This window comes from Rhizobium sp. CF080, assembly GCF_000282095.2.
Lineage (GTDB): Bacteria > Pseudomonadota > Alphaproteobacteria > Rhizobiales > Rhizobiaceae > Neorhizobium.
Map to the genome: position 1 here is coordinate 290963 of NZ_AKKC02000004.1, position 26705 is coordinate 317667.

Here is a 26705-nt window from a genome sequence, read left to right on the forward strand (position 1 = left end):
ACATGGCGTCGGAGGCTATCACACCTCACGACGCCATATGCTCGCCTTGGGAGCGATTACCGTACGATACGGATTGCCGAGGGCTGCCAATTAAGACCGACCGACGATCCGATCGGCGCAATAGGGATTCCCGCAGCCTGCCGAACGATGATCGACTTGCCGGATTCCAAAGCCACCAGAAGACGGGTATCCGCTCCGGCATACACCGTCTCGGTGACTGTGCCTGACATAAAACCCTGCGCCGGCTCGGTCAGCGCGATATGCTCTGGCCGCACCATCAGACCATCCCCCGCCTGCATGCCAGCGACAGCAGGGATATCGCCGTCGGCAGACCGCAGCATTCCATCGGCGATGGCTCCGTCGAAAATGTTCGACAGGCCAATGAACTCCGCCGAAAAACGGTTGGCCGGGGCCTCGTAGATCTCCTGCGGCGTGCCGACCTGCGCGATGACGCCGTCATTCATCAGGCAGATCCGGTCGGAAAGCGCCAGCGCCTCCTCCTGATCATGCGTCACGAAGATAATGGTCGCGCCGGTTTCGCGATGGATGCGCTTGATTTCGATCTGCATGGTTTCACGCAGCTTGCGGTCGAGGGCGCCCAGCGGTTCGTCCATCAGGATCACGCTCGGGCGGTAAACGAGGCAGCGCGCCAAGGCAACACGCTGCTGCTGTCCGCCGGACAGCGCTTTGGGAAGACGGTCCGCCGTATGGCCGAGATTGACCATATCGAGGACTTCCGCCACCCGTTTGTCGATCTCCGCGACCGGAAGCCTTCGCATCTGCAACGGGAACGCGATATTCTCCTTCACCGTGAGATGCGGGAACAGCGCGTAGTTCTGGAAGACGACGCCGATATCTCTCTGGTTTACGGGAAGGCTGGTTTCGTCCCGGCCGTCGATGAACAGGCTGCCGGAGGTCGGTTCCACCAACCCGCAGATAATCTGCAGGAGCGTCGTCTTCCCTGAGCCGGATGGGCCAAGAAGGGTCAGAAGTTCGCCCGAGCGGACATCGAGGTCGATCGCCTGCAGCACCGTTGTAGCGCCGTAATCCTTCCGGATACCTCTCACGCTGAGCTTGGGTGAGATTCCGGCTTGCGGCGAGAACTGCGACTGAATTGGCATGTGGGACATCCGGGTTATTCCAACAAAAGGTTCGGTCTCAGCGCGGACGCGCGTGCTCCGCAGCGACAAAGACGATTGTAACGACAGCCAGGATGATGACCGACGCCGCCGCGAGCGTCGGGCTCACCTGCAGAAGAACGTCGTCCCACATCTGCTTGGGCAGGGTCTGGCGCACGCCACCGCCAACGAAGAGCGCGATGGTCAACTCCTCGAACGAATGCAGGAAGCCGAACAGGAACGCGGCGACGACGCTTCCCTTGACGATCGGCCAGGTAACCTTGCGGACGGTTCCCATCCGGGTTGCCCCGAGCGTCGCGGCTGCCTGGTCGAGGCGCCAGTCGTAGTTCTTGAAGGTCGTCAGGATGATCACGAACACGACGGGAAGCGCCGTGAGCGTATGCCCGAGCGCAATGCCGGCGTCCGTCGCGATGAGGCCGATCTGAGCGAAGAGATAGAAGAGCGCCACCGCGATGACGATATTCGGGATGATCATCGGCAGCATGAAAAGCAGGAATGCGACATTGCCGATCTTGCTCTTGCTGCGGGCCACACCGAATGCCGCAATTCCACCCATAGCAGATGCAAGCAGCGCCGAAACGATAGCGATCCCGAATGAGCGCATCGTCGCACCAGTCCAGTTCGACGAATTCCAATAGGTCTCGAACCAGCGCAGCGAATATCCGCGCGGCGGGAACTCCAGGAAGCTCGAACTGCCGAATGCCATCGGGAGGAAGATCAGCACCGGCACCAACAGCATGACCATGACGAGCACGCAAAAGGCGTCAAGCAGCCACCCGCGCCGACGCAGGCCAGGCACGATGTCGAGAACGCCCGCCAGAATATCGGTGACACGAGCGACGGAAGCGATGACGACCGTGCCGATACGCGCGAAGAGGCCGGTCGAGCGGCGATCGCTCCGTTCTCCCGACACAGCGGATATACCGAAAGCGCGATCGTAGACGAGGCAGACGGCCAGCGTCACGACCAGCAGCATGACGGCGATGGCGCCGGCAAGCTGCCAGTTCAGGAGTTGCTGGACCTGCGTGATCAGCAACTGGCCGATGACGGTCTCCCGCGGGCTGCCGAGCAGTGCCGGCGTGATGAAGAAGCCGAGCGAGCTGATGAAGACCAGAAGACCGGCTGCGGCAACGCCCGGCATGGACAGCGGAAAAACGATCCGCCAGAAGGCCTGGCCGCCCGATGCACCCAGCGTCTTGGCGGCCCGGGCCAGTCCCAGATCTATGCTGAGCAGCGTCGGCAGCATCGTCAGCGCCGCAAGCGGCAGCATCGTGTGCGCCATGGCGAAAACGACGACTCCGCGGCCATAGAGCAGATCGACGGGACCGCCCATTCCCATTCCGGTCAGGATCTGGGACAGCACGCCGCGCCGTGACAGGAGCACCATCCAGGCGAAATTCTTGAGAAGCGCGCTCATCCAGAAGGGCAGAAGAACAAGCCACATGACGAGCCGCCGGCGCTTCTCGGGCATCTTTGCCAGCCAGTAGGCGAGCGGGTAGCCGACCAGAAGACAGGCAATCGTCGTCTGCATGGCAATGGAGAAGGTGTTGATGAGAACCTGGACGTAGATGCCCGCCCCGAACATCTGCCGGTAGGTTTCAAAACTCAACGAACCCGAGGAATCGCGGAACGACAGGAACATCAACCCGGCTGCAGGGACGATGAGCAGCAGGACGAGGTAGAAGACCCCCGGTCCGGCAAGCCATAACGGGTCCAGCTTGAAGCGGCGTCTTGAAGGGGATTGCCATTCGGCCATTACGTCGATCTCTGGAAGCTTGGCTGTTGCCATGAATGCCACGGAACCGGCTGCCTGTCCAAAAAGGCGCAACGCGGGTATGTGCGCATCATGATCGGCGCGGATACCTTATGCATCCGCGCCTCGAATGCTATCGATCTTGAAGGAATTCCGACAAGAGGCTTATCAGCTCAGCATCCACTTTTCGAAACGCTCCGTCAGGGCAGTCTGGTTCTTGCCCCAGTAGTCGGCATTGAGGGGACGCAGTCCCTTGACGTTTTCCGGCGCGGTGGGAAGAAGCTTCGCGCGCTCCGCCTTGATGTACTTGTAGGACGTGACGTTGGTCGGGCCGCAAGCCAGTACATCCGTGTATTTTGCCTGCCGTTCGGCGTTCATGCAGTATTCGATGAACTTGTTGGCCAGCTCGGTATTCGGGGTGCCGACCGGGATTGTCCAGCCGTCGATGTTATAGAAGCCCTGGCCCCAGGCCAGCGACACAGGAGCGCCGTCGTCGATGGCGGTCTGGGCGCGCGTGCTCCAAATGCTCATCAGGTCGAGCTCGCCGCTCTGGATCAGCTGGGTGGATTGCGCACCGGTCGTCCACCAGACATCGACGCTCTTGCGGATCTTGTCGAGGCTCTTGAAGGCACGATCGACGTCCAGCGGATAGAGCTGGTCCATCGGCACGCCATCGGCGAGCAGCGCGAGTTCCATGGTCAGAACCGGGCTGCGCCACAGGCCGCGACGACCCTTGAAGGCTTCGACATTCCAGAAGTCCTGGAAATTCTTCGGGCCCTTGTCACCGAACGTATCGGTGCGATAACCAAGCGCCAGCGCGAATACGGCCACGCCTGCGAAATTTTCATTGATCGAACCGGCGACGTAATTTTCCAGATCAGCAACCTTGATCTTGAGCTTCTGCATATAATCGCCGCCAAGCGCCTTCATGCGGAAGACGTGCTCGGGCGTCATCATGCAAACGTCGAACAGGTTCGTCTTGGTGTCCACGACCATCTTATATTGCGGGATCGGATCCGGCCCGTTGGTCGTCACACTGATCTTGACGTTGTTTTCCTTCTCGAAGCCTTCATAAAAGGCGATGCGGAAGCCCTTTTCGAAGGCACCGCCCATGTCCTGAACCTTCAGGACCTCGGCGCCGAAGGCGCCCTTGGTGAAAATTGCGGGAGCGGCAAATGCGGTCGCGACGCCGGCCCCCGTCTTCAAAAGATTGCGGCGTGTCAAGCTGACCTTGGTGGCCATGTCCAGTTCCCCTTTTTTGATAGCCGTGTAGCCCGCTCAACAAGCCATCCGTGACTGCTTATGTAAATTATTTATTTCGGGCTTATTGGTTAGGGGTGACCTAACCGATGAGCCTCTCCAGCACGCCCTTCAGAAAGACGTCACAACGTTCAAGTTCAGCAATCTCGATGAACTCGTCCGGCTTGTGACCCTGCTCCATCGAACCGGGGCCGAGCACCAGTGTCGGGATGGCGAGGCGCTCCATGAACAGCCCGGCTTCCGTCCCAAAAGACACCTTGGCAACATACGGCTGATCTACCAGGCCGGCAAGAAGGCCTGCCGCGGCGTCATTTGCAAGATCAAGACCGGGATAGGCATTGACTATGTCGATAGACACGCGCGCCTGCGGAAAGCGGGGCCGGAGAGTTTCGGCAAGGACATCCGCCCGCCGCCCCAAATCCCCGACGATCCGGCAGGGATCGTCCGCCACCAGATGGCGGATTTCGAAATCCACCGTTGCTTCCGACGCGACGACGTTTACTGCGACGCCGCCTGCGATGCGGCCGGCATGGATTGTTGTATAGGGCACCTCGTAGGCATCGTCCTGCGCCCCGGCTGTGGCAAACTCATCCTGAGCCTGCCGGAGAAGCGATACGACGTCCGTCACTATGTGAATGGCGTTGAGATAAAGGGGGGCGCATGACGAGTGGCCGCCCATGCCGAAACAGGTCGCTCGTGCGGCAAGCTTTCCCTTATGCCCGGTAACGACCCGCATGGACGTCGGCTCCCCGACGATGCAAAAGGCAGCGCGGAACTGCCGTTTCATCAGGTCGTCGAGCATGCGGCGCACGCCGACGCAGCCGATTTCCTCATCATGCGAGAAGGCAAGATGCAGCGGCCTTGAGAGAGCAGACTTCGACGCGAGGTCGGCGACGGTCAGCATGCAGGCGAGAAACCCCTTCATATCGGCGGCGCCGCGCCCAAAGAGTTTGCCGTTGCGTTCAATCAGCCGGAACGGATCAGATGTCCAGTTTTGCGCCGCACAAGGAACCACGTCCGTGTGGCCCGACAGAATGATTCCGTCATCGCCACCCGGGCCGATACTGGCGAACAGATTGGCTTTGGCGCCGCTGTCATCGGCGATCAGACGGCAGGAAAAACCACGCTCTTCCAGATAGGACTGAACAAAGCCGACCAGCGGCAGGTTGGTTTCGCTGCTGACAGTTGGAAAGGCGACGAGCTTCTCGAGGAGGGTAATCGTATTCATGAGCGGACCATTTAAGGAGAAGGCCCGCGCGAAGCACGGGCCTGAAGCGGACGGGCTGTTCTCAGGCCGCCTGTCGCTCCTGTTCCGCCATTTCCCGATTGATGTCCTCGATCAGGGCGTCGATATCCGCCTTGCTGAAGGTCTTGCGGAACCGGCGGTCGAACGTGGTGAACACGCCGAAGAACGAATTTGCGCAGTGTTCCAGCATGCGTTCGGCATCTTCGGCACCGACCGTGAGCTGCTCCTGCAGGAAACCGATGACCTTGCGGCGGGCGATCGGGTTGGCAAGCACAAAGACAGGCTGGGTATCCCGCTCGATCCGCCGGTGTACCGAGGCGGAGGACACGGTGCGAAGCGAGGCGTGAAGCCTGATATCCCGTGACGATGCGGCAATCTCGAGCGTAATCATGTCATCGTCCAGCGTCCAACGCCGGCGGGCCGTGTCGTAGGCGCAAAGATCTTCAGCCGGAATGGACAGCGTGACTTTCCGGCTTTCGCCGGGTTTCAGCGAAATCTTGGCAAACGCCTTGAGCTCGCGGACCGGTCGTTTGAGACGCGGAGCGTCGCAGCGGGCATAGGCCTGACAAATCTCCTTGCCTTCGCGCGCTCCGACATTGGTCACGATAAAGCTCAACGTCACCGTCTCGCCGAGGCGAAGCTCGTGCCTGTCCAATGTAAGATCGGAGTAAGCGAAATCCGTGTAGCTCAGCCCATGGCCGAAGGGGAACAACGGTTCGATCTGCCGCGCATCGTACCAGCGATAACCGACATGGATGCCTTCACTGTAGACATGACGACCGTTCTCGCCCGGATAGGTGAGATAAGTGGGCATGTCCTCCATCCGCTTCGGAAAGGTTGTGGTGAGCTTACCGCTCGGATTGACGCGGCCAAACAGGATGTCGGCAATGCCGCCGCCCATGGCTTGGCCGGAGAAGAACATTTCCACCGCTGCCGGCACCTTGTCGATCCACGGCATCACGACCGCATCGGGGCTGGCAACGACCACGACGACATTGGGATTGGCAGCAACGAGTCGCTCCACAAGTTCGTCATGCCCCGGTGCGAGGCCAAGGGTACGACGGTCCGACCCCTCTCCGTCATAACCGTTCTCATTGTTGACGAAGAGGATCACTATGTCGGCTTCGGCCACGCCGGCTTCGGCCTCCGTGATCAAGGCTTCGCGCTCGGCTTCGATTTCACTCGTCCCGCGGAACACATTGACCTGAATATCGTCGCCTGCGAGCTTGAGGATTTCCTCGAGTGGCACGTCGACGGAGGTCGGCATGGTCGTTGCGCAGCCCGATCCCTGGATCACGGGAGTGCCGGCACCCTCGCCGACGACGGCGATGCGCTTGACCCTGGAAGGTTCGATCGGCAGAAGCCCGCCTTCATTCTTGAGCAGGACCATCGATTCGGCCGCCATCCTGCGGGCGAGCGCATGATGCTCGGCGCGATCGAAGGTCACGGAGCGGTTCTCGCCGAGCTTCACAAGACATACGAGCTTCAGAACTCTTTCGCACGCGGTGTCCACAACGGCGCGGTCAACCTGGCCGGCGCGGATTGCCTCCAGAAGGTCTGCCTTGCGGGTCTCGCTTTCAGGCATGTCCAGATCATTGCCAGCGACCAGTGAGGCGGGCCGGTCCTTGATCCCGTGCCAGTCGGATACCACAAGTCCCTGGTAGCCCCATTCCTCACGCAGCACTTCATTGAGCAGCCATGGATCTTCGGCAGCCTGAACGCCGTTCAGCCGGTTGTAGGAACTCATGACGGTCCAGGGGTTGCTCTGCTTGATCGCCCGCTCGAAACCACGCAGGTAGATCTCGCGCAGGGCGCGTTCCTCGACCACGGAATCCATCGTGGTTCGCTCGACTTCCGAATTATTGCAGGCAAAGTGCTTGAGCGATGCGCCAACGCCGTTATCTTGCAGGCCGTTGATCACGCCGGCTGCAAAGTCGCCGGTCACTACCGGGTCTTCCGCATAATATTCGTAGGAGCGCCCGCCGAGCGGCGTGCGGCGGATATTGATGCCGGGACCAAGCAGGAGATGGACGCCAAACTCCTGGCATTCCATGGCAAGCGCCTCTCCGAGCTGGCGCGCGAGATCGACATCCCATGAACATCCAAGGCTCGAGCCGTTTGGAAAGCATGTCGCTAGATTCATCTGACCCCAGGCGATCTGCACGTGGTCGGCCCGCTGGTTCACGACCGACAGAAAAGCGGCAAAATCCTGGCCGCCGGCCTCGTCGCCATCGATCTGCGGGATGGAATACCGGACCCCATAGGTGCCGTCGGTCATGACAATGCGCGGGATACCGAGACGCTCGATCGACGCGGTTTTCCACATCCGGTGTCCGGCGAGAAGCGAAACCTTCTCCTCATCCGTCATTTCGGCGACAAGCTCAGCAAACTTGCCGTCCATCAGTCTTTGGTATGTCAATTCTCACGTCTCCGGATGATGCGATATTTCATGGTTCCCCTGGATGCGGTGAACGATGAAAGGGCGCAGGCTCCCCGTCGGCAGCATCCATCTCGCCGCGGGCTGGGCAAGTGCGTTCGATGGCTGAAGGACCGCATTGGGAATATCGAGGTTCATTTCACTGATGTCAGCTTGGCACTGCGAACAGAACGAGGAAAGAAAGCATTTCCGAAGCGCAGGTTCACCAAAAGCTTGGCATGCCTACGTCGGCGAGCGCCGCCGCTCCATCAGCGGGGCGACCATGCCGGGAATATAGGCGTCGGATACGAACGACTTGCAGTGCTGCTCGAAAATTTCCAGAAGACGGGCTTTTCGCCCGCTCTTCAGCGAGAAGACCCCGATAACCACCGGCTTGTGGTCGCCGGTAATCGGGACGCGTACGACCGGCCTTCCGTCCATCGCCACCTGGGATTTCGGCCGGACATTCGCCAGCGTATAGCCGTATCCATTCGCCACCATGGTCCGGATCACGTCCTGATGGGTGGAGCGCGTGGCAATCGTTGGCTCAAGCCCGTGTTTGGCAAACAAGCCGAGGAAATACTCCCGACTGATCGGCAGGTCGAGCAGGATCAGCGGCGCTCCGGCCAACTCCTCCATGCTGATCGAGGAAAGCCTTGCAAACGGATGGTTTTCACCAACCAGGACATGCGGCGGCAGGCTCGCAAGCGGCAGGAACTCAAATCCGGCTGGAATGAGCAAATCATAGCTGATGACGACATCGAGTTCCGCCCTCTGCAACTTGTCGAGCAACGTTTCATGATCGCTGACGGTCTGGGCAATGCGTGTCGCAGGGAATGCAGCGGTGAAGGAGTGGGACAGTTCGGGCATGATCATCGATGCCAGAGTCACCATGCAGCCGAGCGACAGCTGGCCGCGAACCTTGTCGTTCACCTCGGAGGCCACGGTATACATATGCTCGGCCTGATCCACCAACCGCTTCGCCTCGACGAGCAGAACACGCCCGGCAGGCGTCAGGGATAGACCCTTCGCGTGGTGACGAACGAAGAGCTGGGTTTCCAGCTCTTCTTCGAGATGGGTGATGGCAGTCGAGATGGAGGGTTGCGATATGTTGAGGCGTTCGGAAGCCAGCGTGATGCTGCCGGTTTCTGCGGTCGCGATGAAATACTCGATCTGCCGTAATGTATATCTCATACCGCTCGCTTATATCGGCAAATGCTGAACGAACAAGCGGTCGATGAACGGTTATGCGTCTCCTGGAACCCCGAAGGAGGGCGCACTTTCCGGCGCTACGGCCCGACGCACATAATCCTCCATCTGCGGCTCGTAAACCTGCCAGATGTCGATCAAGCGCTCGATCGGGTGTTCTGACCAATCGACCCTGAGATCGACGACCGGCCACTCTGCCTCCCGCACGACCTTTACACCGGCGGAATAGACGGGCCCGGCCTCGCCGCCGGCGTCCAGTCCAGCCTTGAGGGCGACGAGAAGGCGCGCGCCCAGAAAACCGCGACTTTGCTCGAAGGCCTTGACCATCGCGGACGGTATCGACGCTTCGGCCAGAAGGTTACCCGCCGCAATACAATCCCGGCCCTCCGCGACCCCGTGGATACCCAATGCGCCGCTTCCGGAAAATGCGGCCGTGATGCCATTGCGGTCGACGATGGCAAGCTGGCGAAAATCCGCAAACGGCGTGGAAGCGACAAGTGCATCGCGAACTTGGGACGCTGACTGCCCGGTCGCCAACAGTTCAAGTCCGCGGATGCCGAGCACGGGATCGGTAATGTTCTGGCTTGCCACGACGCCAGCGCCTGCCCTCGCATGCGCGCATCGGGCCGCAACCGCGGGCGACGAGGACGAAATCGCGATGCCAAAGGCTCCGGTGTCCGGGCAGCGGGCGGATATTGAAAAGGTCATGGGATACGGCTCACTTATGCTTCGTCGGGAATGACGGCAACAGCGTCCACTTCAACAAGCCATTCCGGCCTGGCGAGCGCTGAAACCACGATGCCGGTGGATACCGGATATACGCCCTTCAGCCATTTGCCGACCGTCCTGTAGACCGGTTCCCGATAACGGGGATCGATGATGTAGATCGTGATCTTGCAGATATGCTCCAGTTTCGACCCCGCCTCTTCCAGAAGCATTTTGATATTGGCCATGGCCTTCTCGGTCTGGCCCTCGGGATCACCGATCGCAACGCTTTCGGATGTGTCGAGGTCCTGGCCGATCTGCCCCCGTACGAAAACCATGCTGCCCTTGGCGACGACGGTCTGGCACAGATCGTTGTCCAGCTTCTGCTCGGGGTAGGTTTCCTTCGTGTTGAACGGGCGGATGCGTTTGTGAACGACCATGTTCGAATTCCTCGTTTTTATTTTTGATGTCCGCAACAATGCACGCCGTATTCGGCGCCTGCGGATCATGCCGTAGCCTTCGCCAACTATTGCCGGAGCCATCCGCTTTGAAAAATAATGATTTCCGGTCCGTTGCTTTGCATAAACCGAGGCAAGACGGCCGGCGGTTCCCGTGAAGCCAGGACGGCCAGCATGCGCGTCATACGGCCGACCTAACTTTGGTAGGCCGCAGTGAACTTTATGGGGAGTTCTGCCGCCAACGAGGATTTAGTCAGCCGTGACTTACGTGATGTCAATCATGAAGTGAGGAACGGATAGATGACCGCTACGATGAAAGCTGGACGAACTCCGTCGCGTCTGTCACAAGCCGCCTGGGACGCGACTGCCGTTAGATTTAGAACGGGGTCGGGCGACAGATTGACGTCACGTCGCTGCCACGAGATCACGTCGGCCGTCCTTTTGCTCCCACTACGATACTATCTGGTGATGACAAAGACAGCGTCCGGCGTCCAGTTGATGTAGCATTCCTCGCCTTCCCTGATGATCACCACATCGGCGCCGAGCACCCTGACGCGCATCGGAATATCCCCTGCCCGGCCGATCACGAGTGCATTGTCGCCGTAGTTGACGATCGTCTCGACGACCATGCTGACGTTCTTGCGATCCTCGATCGGGTTGCGCGACAGCTTGATATGCTCCGGACGGATCAGCAGCGTCACCTTCTGACCGTCGGTGAGAACGTCAGTGCTCGCATAGTCGAAAGCGCCAAGTGTAGGGCTTTCAGCCGTCTTGGCCGCCGCGCTTGTAATGGTCGCCGGGATCAGGTTGCTCTCGCCGATGAAGGCGGCGACGAAGGACGTCTTCGGGCGATGATAGATATCCAGCGGCGGCGCGGCCTGCTCGATCGCCCCTTTCTCGAATACCACGATGCGGTCGGACATCGACATGGCTTCCGACTGGTCGTGGGTCACAAAGATGGTCGTCACGCCAAGACTACGCTGGATACGCTTGATTTCGATCTGCATCTGCTCACGCAGGTTCTTGTCGAGCGCACCGAGCGGCTCGTCGAGCAGAAGCAGCGAGGGCTCGAAGACCAGTGCGCGGGCAAGGGCCACCCGCTGCTGCTGGCCACCGGACAGTTCCTTCGGATGACGATGGCCAAAACCCTTGAGACCGACGAGCGACAGCATGTCCTCTGCCTGCCTCAGGCCCTGCACACGGCTGACGCCGCGCATCTGCAGCGGGAAATAGACGTTTTCGACCGCCGTCTTGTGCGGAAACAAGGCGTAGTTCTGAAACACGATACCGATATTGCGCTCATGCGGCGCAAGCTGAGAGATCGACTGCCCGCCGATCTCGACGGTGCCGCCGCTCGCCTTTTCGAAACCCGCAATGATCATCAGCGTCGTCGTCTTGCCCGAGCCGCTCGGGCCCAGGAAGGTCACGAACTCCCCCTTGTCGACCGACAGGCTGACATCGTCGAGCGCCGTGAAATGCCCGTAGGTCTTGGTGATGTTGGAGAGTTGCAGATAGTTCGTCATTGAAAGTCCTTGGGGAAGCCCTTGGGAATGTTCAGTGCGCGCCGGCCGGCCGGCTTGGCTTGGGAGCGCGGCTGCGCAGCGCGCTGGCGAAATAGGGAGCCGCTATGCCGATCAGCACGACGAAGAACAGCAGCGTCGAGATGACGGCGATTACCGGATCGGCCTCCTGGCGGATGCTGTCGAACATCTTGCGCGGCAGGGTCTCGGCATCGCGACCCGAGATGAAGATCGCCACCACGGTCTCGTCGAAGGACTGGATGAAGGCGAAAAGCGAGCTGATGACCAACCCCGGCCGCAGGATCGGCAATGTTACGTGCAGGAAGGTCTTCGCCGGGCTGGCGCCGAGGCTCTGTGCGGCCCGTTCAAGGTTGCGGTCGAAGCCCTTGAGATTGGCCGAAAGGACGAGGAAGGCGATCGGCACCGACAGGCAGGTATGCGCCAGGATGACGCCGAGATGGCTGTGCACCAGCCCGAGATCGCCAAAGTAGGAATAATAGCCGACCGCCATGACGATATGCGGCACCGCCATCGGCATCAGCATCATCAGGTCGGCAAAACCCTTGCCGCGAAACTTGTGGCGCACCAGAGCGAAGGTCGCAGGCACCACCAGGGCCATCGTGAGGATAGTGGTGGCGGTCGCGATGAGAATGCTGTTCCAGGTCGGTATCAGCCAGTCCACGCTGGTGAAATAGGCGCGATAATAACCTAGCCAGTAGCCCGGTGGCGGGAACTGCAGCGAACTTGCATTCGAGAATGACATCGGCACGACGATGACGAGCGGGGCCGCAATGAAGAGCACGACGACAAAGCCGGCCCAGCGCATGAACGTATTCATGTTCGATCACCCCCAGAGTTTGTCGAGGCCGAAACGGCGATGATAGATAGTGAGGATGATGAGCGTCACCACGAGCAATATTATCGCCATGGCGGAGCCTAGACCGAAAGCCAGGAATTCCTCGATCTGGTGACCGATCAGGCCGGCGATCATCTGTTCGCGCGGACTGCCGAGCAGCACCGGCGTCACATAGAAACCGAGGCAGATGACGAAGACCAGAACCGAACCGTTGGCGATGCCGGGCGCCGTCAGCGGCAGGTAGACGTGCCGGAACAGCGACCAGCCCCTGGCGCCGAGGCTTTCCGCGGAGCGGATCAGCGCCGGATCGATCTTCTTCATGACCGTGTAGATGTTCATGATCATGTACGGCGCCAGGATATGCACCATGGCGAGCGTCGAGGAGAACCGCGTGAAGAGAAGCTGCGGCGGTTTATCGACACCCATCATCTGCAGGAAGGCAATCAGCGGGCCGTTATTGCCGAGCAGAACCATCCATGAATAGGTGCGGACGAGGAAACTGGTCCAGAAGCTCATGGTGACGAGCAGCAGGATTAGCATGGCGGTGCGCGGTTTGGAATGCGCCATCAGATAGGCCAGCGGATAACCGACCAGAAGGCAGCAGAGGGTCACGAAGGCGGCCGTCATGAACGTGTTCAGAAAGACGCGCTGGTAAAGAGCACCGGTCAGAACCTTCTGGTAGTTCGCAAGCGAGACCTTCGGTTCCGTGAAGCTCATGATCGCCACTTCGGCGAGCGGCACGACGAAGAAGATGAGCATGTAGATGCCGAGCGGCGCGAGTAGCAGCCACGGCCAGATGTTCGTCTTTTCCGTCAGTTTTGAAAGGCTCATGCCCATTGCCGTTCCCCTTTGTAGCAGGCAGGGTCGCTGCGGCATCGCGCGGTTGTTCCGCGCGATGCCGGCCAGCGGGTCGGGTTGATCCAGGAGAGCGGATCAGCTCGCGACCCACTCCTCGAAACGTTCGGCGAGCTCCGCCGGATCGATGCCGAAATTCGCCATGTTCTGCTCGAAGGTCAGCTTGTAGTTGTCCGGCGAGGTCGGCATGCGCTTGGCATCCTCAGCGGTGACAAACTGGTTGGAGGCCGGGTTCAGCGCGCCGTAGTCCGCTGCCTTGGAGAAGCCGGCGAGCGGCTTGGCACTCGTTGCAAATTCGACGAATTTCCTGGCGTTCTCGAGGTTCGGCGTTTTTTTGGCGACAACCCAATAGGCGCGTTCGATCTCGCCCTGGTTCCAGGTCATGGCCACAGGAGCGCCGGCCTTCTCAGCCTCGAAATAACGGCCGTGCCAGATGCCGATCATATCGACTTCGCCGTCGCGCAGGATCTGCGTCGATTGAGCGCCGGCGGTCCACCAGACCCGTATATGCTTCTTGATCTTGTCGAGCGACTTGAAGGCCCGGTCCACATCGAGCGGATAGAGGTCCTTGACCGCGACGCCGTCTGCCAGAAGGGCGATCGGAATGACGCGCGACGCATAACGCTGCAGCGAACGTCCGCCAGGAAACTTCTCGACGTTCCAGAAATCGGCCCAGGTTTTCGGGGTCTCCTTATATTTGTCGGTGCGCCAGGCCATGACGGTCGCGAAGGCATGCGAAGCGACGCCGTTTTCGAAGAGGCCGCCCTTATAGGGTTCCTTGAGGTCTTCGATAATGCCGGCCTGGTTGGCGCGTACCAGTTCGCCGCCACCGAGTGTGGTGACGTCGAATTCGTAGGTGCCGGTCTTTACCTGCTGGGCGAGCTTGGCAAAGGAGACCGGGGAAACCGTCTTCACCTGGATGCCGGTTTCGGCGGTGAACGGATCGATGAGATGCGTCTTTGCGGCGGCCTCCCAGGGACCACCCCAGGTGTTCACGTAGAGAATCCTCTCCTGCGCGCGAACGACATAGGGAGCGGCAAGCGAGGCGGTGATCGCAGCGCCGGCCGTCTTCAGGAAACGGCGGCGGTCGGGCATGAGAAATGTCTTCATTCCAGTCATTGCAGTTCTCCTCTTTTATGATTTTCTGAAAGTGGCTTCGTAGAGCCGCAGCCAGTTCTTGTGGGTGATCTTCGCGACTTCTTCCTTAGAGAAGCCGACGGCACTGAGACCGTCCGGGATCACCCTGATGTCCTCGACCTTCTGGAACCATTCCGGCGGCGCGGCCTTGAGCGGCTTGCCGGGGGCGCTCGCGCCATAGTCCTCGCCACGGGTCCAGCGGCCCTTGCGCATCCATGCATAGTCCGGGGCGGTGAAATTGTGGCTCTTGTCGGTGCCGATCGCGACGGAATCGATGCCGGCAATGTCGACCGTGCGGGCAACCATCGTGCACCACGCCTCGATCGAAGCGCAGTACTCGTCGCCAGTGATGTTGCGGTAGGCGGCGCAGCCGATCACGCCGCCGGTATCCTTCAGCGCCCGGATGACGTCATCCGACTTGTTGCGCTTGTGCATGAACAGCGACTGGGCATTGGCATGGGTGACGGCAATCGGCTTTTCGGAGACCTTGATGGCATCGAGCGTCGTGCGGTCGCCGACATGGCTGCAATCGACCAGGATGCCGGCTGCATTCATCTCGCGCACCACTTCCTTGCCGAAGCGGGCAAGGCCCGAATCCTCGGCCTCATAACAGGAGCCGCCGAGTTCGTTCTGGTTATTGTAGGTAAGTTGCACCACACGCACGCCGAGTTCGGCGAACATCTCGACGAAGCGGATGCGGCCTTCGAACAGGTTGCTGTTCTGAAAGCCCATGATGATCGCAAGCTTGCCGGCATCGGAAATGCGGGTGATGTCACCGGCCGTCAGTGCGATCTCGGCGATGTCGGAATTGTCGCTGACCAGATCGCGCCAGCGGCCGATCGAGTCCATCGATTCGACGGTGCCTTCCCAGAACCCACAGGTATTGACGACCCCGCCGACATCCCCTGCCCTCAGAGATTCAAAGGCGGCGCGATCGAAATGCCCGCATTGCAAACCATCGATGATCATGATCTCGCGCTTTCCTTTTCGCGTTCTGAGAGCCTCGACGACAGGAACGACACGTCGGTCTCGTCGTCATTGTCCTTGCGCCCGATGACGGTGCCATCCTCGTTGACGATCATCGGGCCGGCGTGGCGGCGCGAGACGACGCTGTCGGTCGCGAGTGCCTGCTTTGCCAGGTGGTAGATGCGCCACCAGAGATCAGTCTCGATCTCGGCGCCGTTTTCCAGAAGCGACCAGAGGAGAGGATCGTCTTTGCGGACGTCGCCGGTGACAGCCGCAGAAATAGCCTTCAGCACATTGCCGGACACGGAGATCGAAAACCCCGATCGACCGCCGAAATGCGCGGCAATCGCGAGCTCGTCGGCATCCACCGCATCCGTAATGGTCAGTTCCGCCGATCCGAACCGGGCCGTAAGCTCACCAAGAAGATCGATTGCGGTCGGCAGCACGAACCAGGCGTGTTCGCCTGCCGCATCGAGCGTGATGCGGTTGCCGGCTTCGGAAGCGATCGCGATACGAGCGGGAACCGCTGACTTGAAGCTATCGAACCGCTTTTCAAACAGCTTGAAACCGCCGAGGCCGAGCTTTTGTGAATACATCGGAAAGTCGCCGACGGTCAGGAAGAAGCCCTTGGGCAGGCTGCTGAGCGAAAAGATCCGCTCGGACATCAGCCGCATTTCGCGGGGCATGACGCGCATGGATGGAGATGAATGCAAGGAGGTCATAGGACAGGTTCCGCCGGGTAATACCAGGTGCCGGTGTAGCCGGCGCGCAGATCGTCGGGGGTCGGTGCCCCGTGATAAAGGACACCGCGAAGGTTGCGGCTGAGGAAGTCGCGGGTCTTGTCGATGCCGTGGATGCCGACATTCATCAGCCGCACGAGGTCGATCGGCACGAAAGCCTCCGCGTTGATATTGGCGTGGGGCGTGTGATAGTCCTGCCCGCGCAGGCTCTGAATGCGCGCCACCATGTAGCGATGTTCGGGATGTTTCATCAGGAAACGGGCGACGCTGAGCGAGGCCTCCGCCCTGCCGAGATCGGCAAAAAGGGACTGGATGTTGCCGCACACATCGAGACCGAGATCGAGCGCATCGGGCACCTCTTCGCGGGCGCCGCGGCGTGGCTCTTCAGCCGTCTCGGACTTGTACCAGACATATTTATAGGCGTCGGGACCGGCCATGTCGGTGTCGAGCGCCCACCGGTATTCGGCATGCACGAGCGCCATCAGGCTTTCCACGGTTTCGGCCGGCGAGACGCTGAACTCGTCGGGGCCATCAATGGTTGCCAATAGTTCGTCGGCTTCTGCCGGCACCAGTTCGATCAACAACGACAGGAAAGTCTCGAAGGCTTCCGGGATGAGGTCGGCTTCGAATTCGGCGCAGAGGGCATCAAGCGGGAAATCCGCGACACCGCCAAATACCGTGCCGCTCTCGCGGAATTCTTCGAGTGCTTTCACAACCTTACCGAGGTCGGCGGCCACATCGGCGCTGGACGCAAATGTCTCGTAGACCATCTGGTCCTGTTTGCGAAAGACGATTGCCTGACGCACAAGGTCGAGCAGCTTGGCAATGCGGGCATCCGACGCATCGAGCTTCAGCGCGCGCGCCATCGCGATCGCGCCTTCGCGTGCAGACAGAAGCCCGTTGATCAGGCGCGGATGTTTGTGAACGAAGAAGATGAGACCGAGCGCCGAACCGTTGCCGACGCCGATATAGCGGCGAAGCTGCGGGTCGAGGCGCACTGCCTTGTCCGATTTCCTTGCTGCCAGATGTTCGACGAGATCGCAGGAGAACTCGCGCATCAGGTAGGCGGTCAGCAACTGGGCCTGCAGGACGCCGCCAAGCGCATGGCGGGCCCCGAGCGACGGGAAGGAGCACGTCCCGAACGTGCCGTTGCCGTCGAGGCCGGTATTGCGCATCAGGTAGCAGACCTTGGAAAGATCGGCGACGGAAGGCTGACGGCCTTCTGCAAGCGCTTCGAGCGTCTGGTCGAAAACCCGCATCGACCGGTTCGACCGGCACCAGATCAGCGTGCTGGCGGTTGCCCGGCCCGTATAGAGCTTCGGAATCTCCCGTCGCGCCGTTTCGATCTCCGCTTCCGTCGCCGGTCCCTCGATCAGCGCGCCCATCATGTCCCAGGCCTGGCCAATGATACGGCCGGTGCGGGCCGTCCGGCTCGGCGGGCGGGAAAAACCAATGAACGAGAATTCCTGGTCCGGCGCCTTGATGGAATAGACGACGATGCCTTCGGCATTTTCATCCACGTCGAAGAGGACATTGGAAATGTCCCAGCGTTCGCGGATCATCTTGTTCATGAAGGCCCGCGTGCCGCTGAGCCGGCTCGGCTGGATTGCCGCCAGCCGCGAGGTCTTCATCACCTCGTGGCCTGGGCGCGGCTGTGGCATGGCCACCTGTTCGGAAGTCGCGGTCATGACCGTCAACGTTCTCCCTGCTGCATTTTCGTGATGGTGCGAGCGGTTTCGAGAAGCGGCTCGCGGAAGCTTTCGAGGTCGAAGCGCATCTCCGGCATGACCAGCGAGATCGTCGACGTGCACTTACCGTGGAGATCGAAGATCGGCGCCGCGATTGCGACGACGCCGCTGTGGGTGTAGCCGCTCGACAAGGCATAACCATTGGCGCGGGCCTCGCCCAGAAGTTCTTGCGAAGCGAGCGGTTCGCCGCTTTCCTTCAGGCGGGCGAGCGTCAATTCGTCTGCAAAGGCGGTCAGGATGCGGCCGGATGCGGAGCCCTCGAGCGACATGGTCGTGCCGATCTTCTGCTCCGCGCGCAGCACGCTTTCGGATTCGACACGCGAGACGATGCAGGGAAGGCCGCGGTCGAGCACCGCCAGCGAAGCCGTTTCCTTCACCCGATGGACCAGCATTTCGATGATCGGCTGGACCCGCGTTCCCAGATTTGCCTGCTCCATGGCCGCCGCCGCAAGCCGGCAGGCGTGCATCGAGAGGCGGTAGCGCATCTCCTGATCCTGTTCGACCCAGCCCGCTTCGATCAGAGTGAGCAGCCGCTGATAGGCAGTCGGTCGCGACAGCGCCATGGTCGACGCGATCTCCGGCAGCTTCATGCCGCGAGCGCTCGATGCCAGCACGTCCAGCACTGCCATGGTCTTCAGAACCGTCGAGAGTGGGCGGACACCGCCACTTTCTTCTTGTATTCTATTAGAATATATCGTATCCATGTTGAATATAATCTCGCCGTCATTGATTTATGTCAATCGCGTGGGAGGCGATCGCGTGCAGATTTGCCCGTTCTCGTCGCTAAGGTCCTCACGACGTTTGGATTTTTTTGCGCGAAATTCGGCCTGCCACGCTTAAAGGCGGGAGCGATTGAGATGAGTCCACAGCCCTGACGTGCGCCAATACGCGATTGCAGAGATTGGATGTGCACTTCCTTCGGCTGGCGACGACCCGTTGTCATCACAGGCAAGGCGCACGCGTCAACGTGACTACGCATGAGCAAAATATTTGCATTTGCCCGTTTTATTCGCGGTTTTCTTTCAATCGCGACGGCCTATTTTCTGTCATCTAGTCGCCAGCAAGCATTGCTGAAAGGATGACCCATATGTTCCGGTTGAAATCCATTGTTGTGGCGGCCCTTATTCACGCGGCAGCCCTTACCCCTTCTCTCGCCGGCGAAAATCTCGCCGCCATCAAGTCCGCTGGAATCTTCAAGATCGGCACCGAGGGCACCTACGCGCCCTTCACCTTTCATGATCCGAGCGGCAAGCTCGCCGGCTTCGATGTCGAGATCGGCCAAGCCGTTGCCGCGAAACTCGGCGTCAAGGCTGAATTCGTCGAAGGCAAGTGGGACGGCCTCATCGCCGGCCTCGATGCCAAGCGCTATGATACCGTGATCAACCAGGTAGGCATTACCGAAGCCCGCAAGCAGAAATACGATTTCTCCGATCCCTACATCGCTTCCAAGGCGGTGCTGATCGTTCGCCAGGACAACAGAGACATCAAGGGCTTCGCAGATCTGAAGGGCAAGAAGTCGGCTCAGTCTCTGACCAGCAATTTCGGCAAGATCGCCGAACAGGCGGGCGCCGAACTGGTGGGGACGGACGGGTTCGACCAGTCGATCCAGCTCGTGCTGACACGCCGCGCCGACGCGACGATCAATGACAGCCTCTCCTTCCTCGACTTCAAGAAGCAGAAACCCGATGCGCCGGTAAAGATCGCCGCAGAGCAGAACAATGCCGATTATTCCGGCATCATCATCCGCAAGGGCGAACCGGAACTGCTCGGCGCGATCAACAAGGCGCTGGCGGACATCAAGGCCGACGGTACCTACCAGAAGATTTCCGACAAGTATTTCGGGCAGGACGTCTCCAAGTAGGCTACCGAATTCCCATTCTTGACATACATGGATAGAGCGTCCGGCGCCCGCGCCGGACGCGTCATTTTTTGAGGATCGCGCCGTGCCGCACTGGCTTCAATTGATGTCGGATTCACTTCCGACCCTCCTATGGGCGGGCATACGTTTTACGGTTCCGCTGACATTGCTGTCCTTCTTCCTCGGGCTCATCCTCGGCCTGATCACGGCGGTTACACGGCTGTTCGGCCCGGCGCCCCTGGTCCTGATCGCGCGATTTTACGTGTGGGTGATCCGGGGCACACCGCTGCTCGTGCAGCTTTTCGTGATCTTCTATGGCCTGCCGAGCGTCGGCATCCTGCTCGACGCCTTCCCAGCTGCGCTGATCGGCTTTACCCTGAATATCGGTGCCTATAGTTCCGAGATCATCCGCGCCGTCATCTCCTCGGTCCCAAAGGGGCAGTGGGAAGCGGCCTATTCGATCGGCATGTCATGGCGCCAGGCGATGAGCCGCACCATCCTGCCGCAGGCGGCGCGCGTCGCGGTGCCGCCGCTTTCGAACACCTTCATCTCGCTGGTCAAGGATACCTCGCTCGCTGCGGCAATCACGGTGCCGGAGCTCTTCCAGGCCGCCCAGCGGATCGTCGCGACGACCTATGAACCGTTGATCCTCTATATCGAAGCAGCCTTGATCTATCTGGTCCTGAGCTCGGTGCTCTCGTCGCTGCAGAACAGGCTGGAAAAGCGCTTCGCCCGATATGGCGGCATGCTGGAGTCAAATCGATGATCGAGCTTTCCAACATCGAAAAGCGTTTCGGCGATGCGGTCATCCTGAAAGACATCAGCCTCGGCATTCCCGAAGGAAGCGTCACTGCGCTGATCGGTCCCTCGGGCGGCGGCAAGAGCACGCTGCTCCGCTGCATCAATCTCCTTGAGATACCCACAGCCGGCTCCGTCCGCATCGGCGACGAAAAGCTCGATTTCGAGCCGGGCCTGAAGGTCGGCTGGAAGTCGATCCAGAAAATCCGCCGCCAGACCGGCATGGTCTTCCAGAATTTCCAGCTCTTTCCCCATCGAACCGCGATCGAAAACGTCATGGAAGGGCTGACGACGGTTCTCAAATGGCCGCACGAAAAGGCATATCGCCGAGCCAGCGAACTGCTCACCAAGGTTGGAATGGCGCATAAGACGGATGCCTGGCCGTCGGAACTTTCCGGGGGACAACAGCAACGGGTGGCGATCGCCCGGGCGCTTGCACCTTCGCCGCGGGTTCTTCTCTGCGACGAACCGACCTCGGCTCTCGATCCCGAACTGTCCGCCGAAGTCATCGATGTGCTCGGCCGGCTTGCCGCCGAGGGAACGACGATGGTGATGGCGACGCACGACCTGCGCCTCGCGTCGCGGATCGCCAATCACGTCGTTTTTCTCGAGAGCGGGAAAGTGGTCGAATCCGGCAGGGCGCAAGCGATTTTTGGTGATCCGAAACAGGAACGCACAAAGAGCTTCATCTCATCGATCAATGCGGCGCAAACGACCCATATATAGGCCCGCCTCCATCCGCGTCGAAGAGAAAAGCTAGAAAACCGGGAGAAACTGCGGTTGAAGAATTGCCGCAGCATTACAAGTCGGGACGAAAATCGGCAAGCGATGTCGGTGCAGCCGGACGAAGGGATGGCGACCAATCCTGCTGCGAATGAGGGCCAGCAGCGGACGAACGGAACAAGGCTTGGGGGTGCTGGCCATTGTTCCGTCCGCCCATGCCGCCTTACGGAGCCCGCCGGTCGCTGGAGGGTCCGCGCCGTCCTCCGTAAAAAGCACAACGGCTTCGTTGGGCGCCTGTGCCGGCCTTACGCGCAAGGCACGTCAGTGTGTCGTGAGCGGTCTGGGTTTCCTGTCGGTCCATTCCGGCGGCGCGCCGTACTTGGCCGCCACGACTCCCGCCAACCCAGGCGCTCGCCCGAATGCGTCGCAAGCAGGATATTTTGGCTTACCGCCGAGCCAGGATTGCATCCGCTGCCTCGAAGGAAGAGAGAGGTTCAGTCCTTTCGGCTCCTTTCCGGAAATCAGCATCCGGGAAAAGTCGCTCGCGAACTTCGAGGCGAGGCCATATGCGTCTCCCACTTCGGAAATGCGGGGGTTGTCCTGGATCGAATTTGCGCCGCGGGCCTATACCATTGCCGCGCTCTGGATGCCGCCGCCACCGACAGCCTCCGCTTCGACGGCCAATCCTCCAAGGCCGAGGGGCAAGCGCGGCACGCTGACGGGCAGGACAAAGCCGGTGCCGACGGTCACGGCGGTTGCGACCCCCGCCATGGCCTTGTTTGTCGGGACAATATCGGTAACGACGGATCGGATCGTCAGATCCGCCGGTTGGCCGGCCGAGACCATCTCATACTTGTCACTGAGCGCGACGCAGAGCGCGCGGTCCAGAGCGTTCGATACCAGCGAGCGGTCAGCTTCCGATTTGATGCGGGATGCAGCGCTGAAGGAAAACGTTGTCGGCACGATGCTGACGGTCTTCACCGTGACCAGATGTCGCCCATCAACGTAGAGGCGTTTCTTGGCTAAGGTTCCCTTCGGTGCGCCAAGATTGCTGTAGGAGGTCAGGGTGCCTCCCTCCTTCAAGGGCACCGAGGCACATCCCGTTACCGCCAGGGTCAGAGACACCGCGAAACATAAAGATCTGAAAGCAGATATGGATGGAGATCCGACAAGTCGGAGACATGATTCAATGGATGGGTTGCTGCGCACGCCTTCTGACCTCCGTCGCGGATATTCTGGGGTGACAGTGCGGAGCAAGGATTGCAGCAGCATTACAGATCGTTTGAACAGGCGCGGGCGTCTGCCGCCGTCTGCCAGACAGGGGACCGGTCACGGAAAGACGCGGCGAGCGCGATACCGTCTCTCAGAACTCGATCGCGACCTGCGTTCCGGTTGCCCCGCTTTTGAGGCTGACGTGACCCCGATGGTTTGCGGCGATCTGTTTCACAAGGCTCAAGCCAAGGCCCGCGCCTCTGCTTTTCGGAGTTACTCGATAGAAGGGTTCGAAAACTAGCTCCTGATGTTCGACCGGTATACCTGACCCTTCATCGGCCACCGTGATCCGCCCGCCGGCCGAGACCGAGATGGTGATCATTCCGCCATTGCCGCCGTGGTCGATCGCATTGCGAACCAGATTGCTGATCGCTCTTGGCAGAGCAGAAGGGCTGCCGCGCCGTTCGAGGCTTTCCACCTCGCTTTGAAAAGAGATCTGGTAGCCGCCCGCGATCGCCTGAGGTGCTAAGTCGGCAACCACCGTTCGTGCGATTTCGACGAGATCGACCGTTTCATGGAGATCGGTCGCCTGGTCGTTCCGCTCAAAATCGAGGAGCTGTTCGGCCGTCTCCGCCAAACGCGCAACGTCGTTTAACAATCGTCTGCGTTCCTGGCCCTCGGGCATCCCATCGATCCGCGTCTGCATGATCGCGATCGGTGTTCTGAGCTCATGCGCCGCATCGATCAGGAAGCGCTGGCGTTTCTTGAACTCATTCTCAAGCCGCTCAAGCGTTCCGTTGAATGCAATTACCAACGGAGCGACCTCTTTGGGAATGCCCTCCACCGGCAGGCGTGCTCCGTGCCGGCGAGGTTCGATCTGCGATGCAGTGTCAGCGACATCGCTCACCCTTGCAAGGGCACGCCGCACAATTCGGGGAACCGCAAGGAAGATCGCAGGCAAAGCGACAACGAGCAGAGGAACATAGATCGGGTAAGTGCCGGCCAGAAGGGCGAGAATGGGCCAGCCTTTGTCAGCGAAGCCGCCGAACAGAATTCGGACCTCCCCCACGACAGTCTGCACGTTTTCGACCGATGCAATTTCATCCGTACCGACGGCCCCTCGTATATCTGCGTCCTGGAACAGGTGCACCAGATGGGCGAGCTCGGCATACGGAGCGGGGATAGTGCCATAAGATACGGAAGCACCATCTGTCATGGCCGCGACAAACCATAGGCCATTGTTCTGCGTTTTGAGCAACCTCAGTTCCGGTGTATCGCGCAATTGAAATTGTCCTTGCGCATCGCGTTCCGCCGCCCCTGCCAACACGGCACTAATCTTGTCCTCCACGGCAACGTTGGGAGAGAGGATCATGGCGCCATAGACTGAAAGCCCGATGATGACTGCGGTAACCACCGCGATGATGACCAGGCTGAGTTGCCAACTCAGCTTCCACCAAAGGGAAGGGGTAGACCCGTCGCGCATCATTCTTCCTTCAAGAGATATCCGACGCCGCGGATATTGTGGACCGCGACGCCGGCGCCGGCATCCAGCAGTCGTTTGCGCAGCCTGGAAATATGCGCATCGAGTGCGTTGGACTGGATTTCTTCTTCATAATTGTAGACTGCCGCCTCAAGGGTCGATCGAAGGACGGTTTTGTCTTTCCGCTTGGCCAGCGCCGCCAGGACGAGAAGTTCGCGGCGGGGCAGGTCGAGTGGTGTTGATTCGACGGTCACACTCAAATGCAGGGGATCGATCAACATCCGGCCCACCGTGATTTTAAGTTCCGTCAGACTTGGCGGTCGTCGCAGAACCGCTCGCAATCGGGCCATCAACTCGTCCACAAGAAACGGCTTGCCCAGATAATCGTCCGCGCCGACATCCAACCCCTCGACCCTCTCCAATGGCTCGTTGCGCGCCGTCAGCACAATGATCGGCGTGTAGGTGCCCGCTCGCCTCAACATCGGAATGAAGGTCAGCCCTTCGCCATCCGGCAAACGCCGATCCAGAAGAATCGCATCGTAGCTATTCTGGCGCGTCAATTCGAAAGCGTCTGCAAGATACATGGTGTGATCGGTGACGATGCCGTGTTTGCTGAGCGCCCCCGACAGGGCGGCCGCCAGTTCCCTCTCGTCCTCAATCAATAGAAGTCTCATCGTCCCTTCGCTCTCCTGTCCCGTGCTTCTCCGCCGCGAAGATTGCGGCAGCATTACGGGGAGAAGCGACGGTTGGGTAATGCTCCTGCAATTGTCAAAGCCTAGCAACCGGAACCATCCGACCGCGAGAACGCGAGACGCCGGCCGCGGGTGGCCATGTTTTACACAAAGGATGTCGCGATGACTTTGAAATGGACCATGAGATTGACCCCGGCAGGGATGCTTCCGGGGGGCGTCTACGTCACTGTCGTGTTTATCGCTCCGGCACGCGGAACGGTCGATGCGAATGAACGGGTGACCCCGCTCGTCAGCCAAAAAAAATGATCTGGGTTAGAGCCATTTTCCGCGTCCTGGCCAGATATTTCCTTTCGGCCATCATACTGGGTGCGCTGCTAGGAGGGCCGCTCCTTATTCTCCTTATCAGATAGGAGGTTATGGGCCCGGCAGATATCAGAAATGGGCGAAGCTGGCGCTCGTGCTGCATCGGAAAGCGGAAATCTCGCCCCACTTTGTGGACCGCCAAATTATCCAGTGATTCAAGCAGGATGGATACCGTTGACGGCGCTGCCGCCTCACTTACGTCGCCCGCGCTCGGCTGGACTCGGCGGCGCGCGCGGCACCCGGACTTGGACTGCCTGAGGTGTGGTCACAAGCCGATCGAGGTGCAGGCCCCAAACCAAATGTGCGGTTTATACCAGCAATTCCAATCTTAACCGCACAGACTGTCGACGGCGAAAAACCGGGCGATGGACCGCAAAACACCGACGTTACGCCGAAAACCGGGACTGGGCGACCCTTGGCGGCTCCTTGCCTGCCTGTGTCGCGGGAAAATCTTGCCGCTAAACCGCAGTTTCGTCGATATGGTCTTCTGATATGTCTGGCAGCTGTCGTCAAGTCGCGACAGGTTGGCATGCTATTCGATCCGGACGATCTTCACGCCCTCCCCTACCCCAGCTGTCAAAACTGAATCCAAAGGGATTCTGTGCACTCGTCTATCAACTCGGCTCGGCTTGAGGCGTAAGCGAGTTCCGAAATCGAGAGCATTGGTGCAACGGCCGGCCATTTCGCGCCTCACTGAAGACGCAACCAAGTCGAGCCTGCGACGAAGGAAGCACTGCGGTATCGTATGACCCGGGAGCTTCTTCACCCCGGGCGTTCTATTGCGAGCGGCTCATCCGCGAGAGCGAAGACGTCGAGCTCTCATCCGGCCATCGTCATGCACCAACAGCTTGAGGCATTCATCGATCTGCTGATGGCAATGGACCTGCCTTAACTGGTTCTCCCTCGTCGTCACGGGTTTACGAACATCGCGACCCTATCCAAGCCCTACCGCCCCATCGGAAAACAGGCGAACCCGCTGCGGTCTTTTGCTTGCAATGCGCTGAGCGGCTTAAGAGGCCCGGACCCTCTTCATGATCGAACTCGCCCCAACGGTGGGCGAATGGCCGGCGGCGGAATCCGCCAGCTGCAGCATTTCAACCGGACGGCAGTTCGTCCGAAGTTATCCGCGATCAGGGTTCCCTCTGGTGAACCGAGGACATCTTCGTCAATCCTTGTTGCCGCCTTGGCGATCCCGTTCATGGCAACGATTGATTAACGGTAGCAACCGGCGATCGGAATTGGCTCCTGCCATTTGCGGGACGGCTCCCTGCCCCGGAAAGCCGGCTCATCAAACCGTCGCCCCCATGAGGCCGTCGCATGGCGCAGATCTCGCTCGCTGCTTGCTGCCAAGTGGCGTGAAACCCGGGTTCAAGCGCCGGCTATGGGGCATGCGCTAGATGCGCTGCATCGTTAGCGATATAGCCGGGCTCGCCCAACCAGCGGCTTGGCCCAACCGGCATCCTTGGCAATGCCGGTTTCATGAATGCTCGGTCACCTCGCCATTCACGCTGCCGCACGACCGAGGCAGTGCAGAAACAAGAAACCCCGCCACGGGCAATGTCCGCGCAACC

General features: G+C 60.1%; 21 protein-coding genes and 1 pseudogene. 3 read left to right on the forward strand and 19 right to left on the reverse strand.

The window, feature by feature from the left end:
• Positions 1-56: 56 nt before the first annotated feature.
• The 16 genes from PMI07_RS08425 to PMI07_RS08500 all read right to left on the reverse strand — a co-directional run bounded on the left by PMI07_RS08425 (position 57) and on the right by PMI07_RS08500 (position 18712).
• Positions 57-1121 (reverse strand): ABC transporter ATP-binding protein, encoded by a 1065-nt coding sequence (locus PMI07_RS08425; protein WP_007767284.1) that lies wholly within the window; start codon positions 1119-1121, stop codon positions 57-59.
• A gap of 37 nt (positions 1122-1158) precedes the next feature.
• Positions 1159-2928: an ABC transporter permease subunit gene (locus PMI07_RS08430; protein WP_245277114.1), complete on the reverse strand. Its 1770-nt coding sequence runs from the start codon at positions 2926-2928 to the stop codon at positions 1159-1161.
• A gap of 132 nt (positions 2929-3060) precedes the next feature.
• A complete protein-coding gene (locus PMI07_RS08435; protein ID WP_007767274.1) occupies positions 3061-4134 on the reverse strand; it encodes an ABC transporter substrate-binding protein in 1074 nt (357 codons plus the stop codon).
• Positions 4135-4234: 100 nt separating this feature from the next.
• Positions 4235-5380, reverse strand: a complete 1146-nt coding sequence (gene argE, locus PMI07_RS08440; RefSeq protein WP_007767271.1) for an acetylornithine deacetylase — start codon at positions 5378-5380, stop codon at positions 4235-4237.
• Between the two features lie 61 nt (positions 5381-5441).
• Positions 5442-7817 carry a glycoside hydrolase family 3 C-terminal domain-containing protein gene (locus PMI07_RS08445; protein WP_007767266.1) on the reverse strand — a complete coding sequence of 792 codons (2376 nt, stop codon included), beginning with the start codon at positions 7815-7817 and terminating at the stop codon, positions 5442-5444.
• 240 nt (positions 7818-8057) lie between these two features.
• Positions 8058-9008 carry a LysR family transcriptional regulator gene (locus PMI07_RS08450; protein WP_007767264.1) on the reverse strand — a complete coding sequence of 317 codons (951 nt, stop codon included), beginning with the start codon at positions 9006-9008 and terminating at the stop codon, positions 8058-8060.
• A 51-nt stretch (positions 9009-9059) separates the two neighbouring features.
• Positions 9060-9731: a DUF1028 domain-containing protein gene (locus PMI07_RS08455; protein ID WP_007767261.1), complete on the reverse strand. Its 672-nt coding sequence runs from the start codon at positions 9729-9731 to the stop codon at positions 9060-9062.
• Between the two features lie 14 nt (positions 9732-9745).
• Positions 9746-10168 carry a RidA family protein gene (locus tag PMI07_RS08460; RefSeq protein WP_007767257.1) on the reverse strand — a complete coding sequence of 141 codons (423 nt, stop codon included), beginning with the start codon at positions 10166-10168 and terminating at the stop codon, positions 9746-9748.
• A 476-nt stretch (positions 10169-10644) separates the two neighbouring features.
• Positions 10645-11709 carry an ABC transporter ATP-binding protein gene (locus tag PMI07_RS08465; protein ID WP_007767256.1) on the reverse strand — a complete coding sequence of 355 codons (1065 nt, stop codon included), beginning with the start codon at positions 11707-11709 and terminating at the stop codon, positions 10645-10647.
• Between the two features lie 31 nt (positions 11710-11740).
• Positions 11741-12544 carry an ABC transporter permease gene (locus tag PMI07_RS08470; RefSeq protein WP_007767254.1) on the reverse strand — a complete coding sequence of 268 codons (804 nt, stop codon included), beginning with the start codon at positions 12542-12544 and terminating at the stop codon, positions 11741-11743.
• Positions 12545-12550: 6 nt separating this feature from the next.
• Positions 12551-13393: an ABC transporter permease gene (locus tag PMI07_RS08475; RefSeq protein ID WP_197032479.1), complete on the reverse strand. Its 843-nt coding sequence runs from the start codon at positions 13391-13393 to the stop codon at positions 12551-12553.
• Positions 13394-13495: 102 nt separating this feature from the next.
• Positions 13496-14536 carry an ABC transporter substrate-binding protein gene (locus tag PMI07_RS08480; protein ID WP_007767248.1) on the reverse strand — a complete coding sequence of 347 codons (1041 nt, stop codon included), beginning with the start codon at positions 14534-14536 and terminating at the stop codon, positions 13496-13498.
• A gap of 15 nt (positions 14537-14551) precedes the next feature.
• Complete coding sequence (locus PMI07_RS08485) at positions 14552-15523, reverse strand: membrane dipeptidase (RefSeq protein ID WP_007767247.1); 972 nt, start codon at positions 15521-15523, stop codon at positions 14552-14554.
• Positions 15520-16242, reverse strand: a complete 723-nt coding sequence (locus PMI07_RS08490; RefSeq protein WP_007767244.1) for a hypothetical protein — start codon at positions 16240-16242, stop codon at positions 15520-15522. Before PMI07_RS08490 ends, PMI07_RS08485 begins: the two co-directional genes overlap by 4 nt.
• On the reverse strand, positions 16239-17948 hold the full coding sequence (locus tag PMI07_RS08495; RefSeq protein WP_024163669.1) for a hypothetical protein: 1710 nt from the start codon (positions 17946-17948) through the stop codon (positions 16239-16241). Before PMI07_RS08495 ends, PMI07_RS08490 begins: the two co-directional genes overlap by 4 nt.
• 5 nt (positions 17949-17953) lie before the next feature.
• Positions 17954-18712, reverse strand: coding sequence for an IclR family transcriptional regulator (locus PMI07_RS08500; RefSeq protein WP_024163670.1), 759 nt, complete (start codon positions 18710-18712; stop codon positions 17954-17956).
• A 383-nt stretch (positions 18713-19095) separates the two neighbouring features.
• Here PMI07_RS08500 and PMI07_RS08505 point away from each other — a divergent pair, with 383 nt between their 5' ends.
• The 3 genes from PMI07_RS08505 to PMI07_RS08515 all read left to right on the forward strand — a co-directional run bounded on the left by PMI07_RS08505 (position 19096) and on the right by PMI07_RS08515 (position 21390).
• A complete protein-coding gene (locus tag PMI07_RS08505; protein WP_007767637.1) occupies positions 19096-19869 on the forward strand; it encodes an amino acid ABC transporter substrate-binding protein in 774 nt (257 codons plus the stop codon).
• Between the two features lie 82 nt (positions 19870-19951).
• Entirely contained in the window at positions 19952-20632 is a 681-nt protein-coding gene (locus tag PMI07_RS08510) for an amino acid ABC transporter permease (RefSeq protein WP_007767638.1), read from the forward strand.
• Complete coding sequence (locus PMI07_RS08515) at positions 20629-21390, forward strand: amino acid ABC transporter ATP-binding protein (protein ID WP_007767639.1); 762 nt, start codon at positions 20629-20631, stop codon at positions 21388-21390. The genes PMI07_RS08510 and PMI07_RS08515 overlap by 4 nt, the downstream gene beginning before the upstream one ends.
• A gap of 318 nt (positions 21391-21708) precedes the next feature.
• Here the strand turns inward: PMI07_RS08515 and PMI07_RS08520 are convergent.
• The 3 genes and pseudogenes from PMI07_RS08520 to PMI07_RS08530 all read right to left on the reverse strand — a co-directional run bounded on the left by PMI07_RS08520 (position 21709) and on the right by PMI07_RS08530 (position 24753).
• Positions 21709-22659, reverse strand: a pseudogene (locus PMI07_RS08520) (DUF3313 domain-containing protein).
• A gap of 91 nt (positions 22660-22750) precedes the next feature.
• Complete coding sequence (locus PMI07_RS08525; RefSeq protein WP_007767641.1) at positions 22751-24082, reverse strand: HAMP domain-containing sensor histidine kinase; 1332 nt, start codon at positions 24080-24082, stop codon at positions 22751-22753.
• Entirely contained in the window at positions 24082-24753 is a 672-nt protein-coding gene (locus PMI07_RS08530; protein WP_007767645.1) for a response regulator transcription factor, read from the reverse strand. Before PMI07_RS08530 ends, PMI07_RS08525 begins: the two co-directional genes overlap by 1 nt.
• Between the last annotated feature and the right edge of the window lie 1952 nt (positions 24754-26705).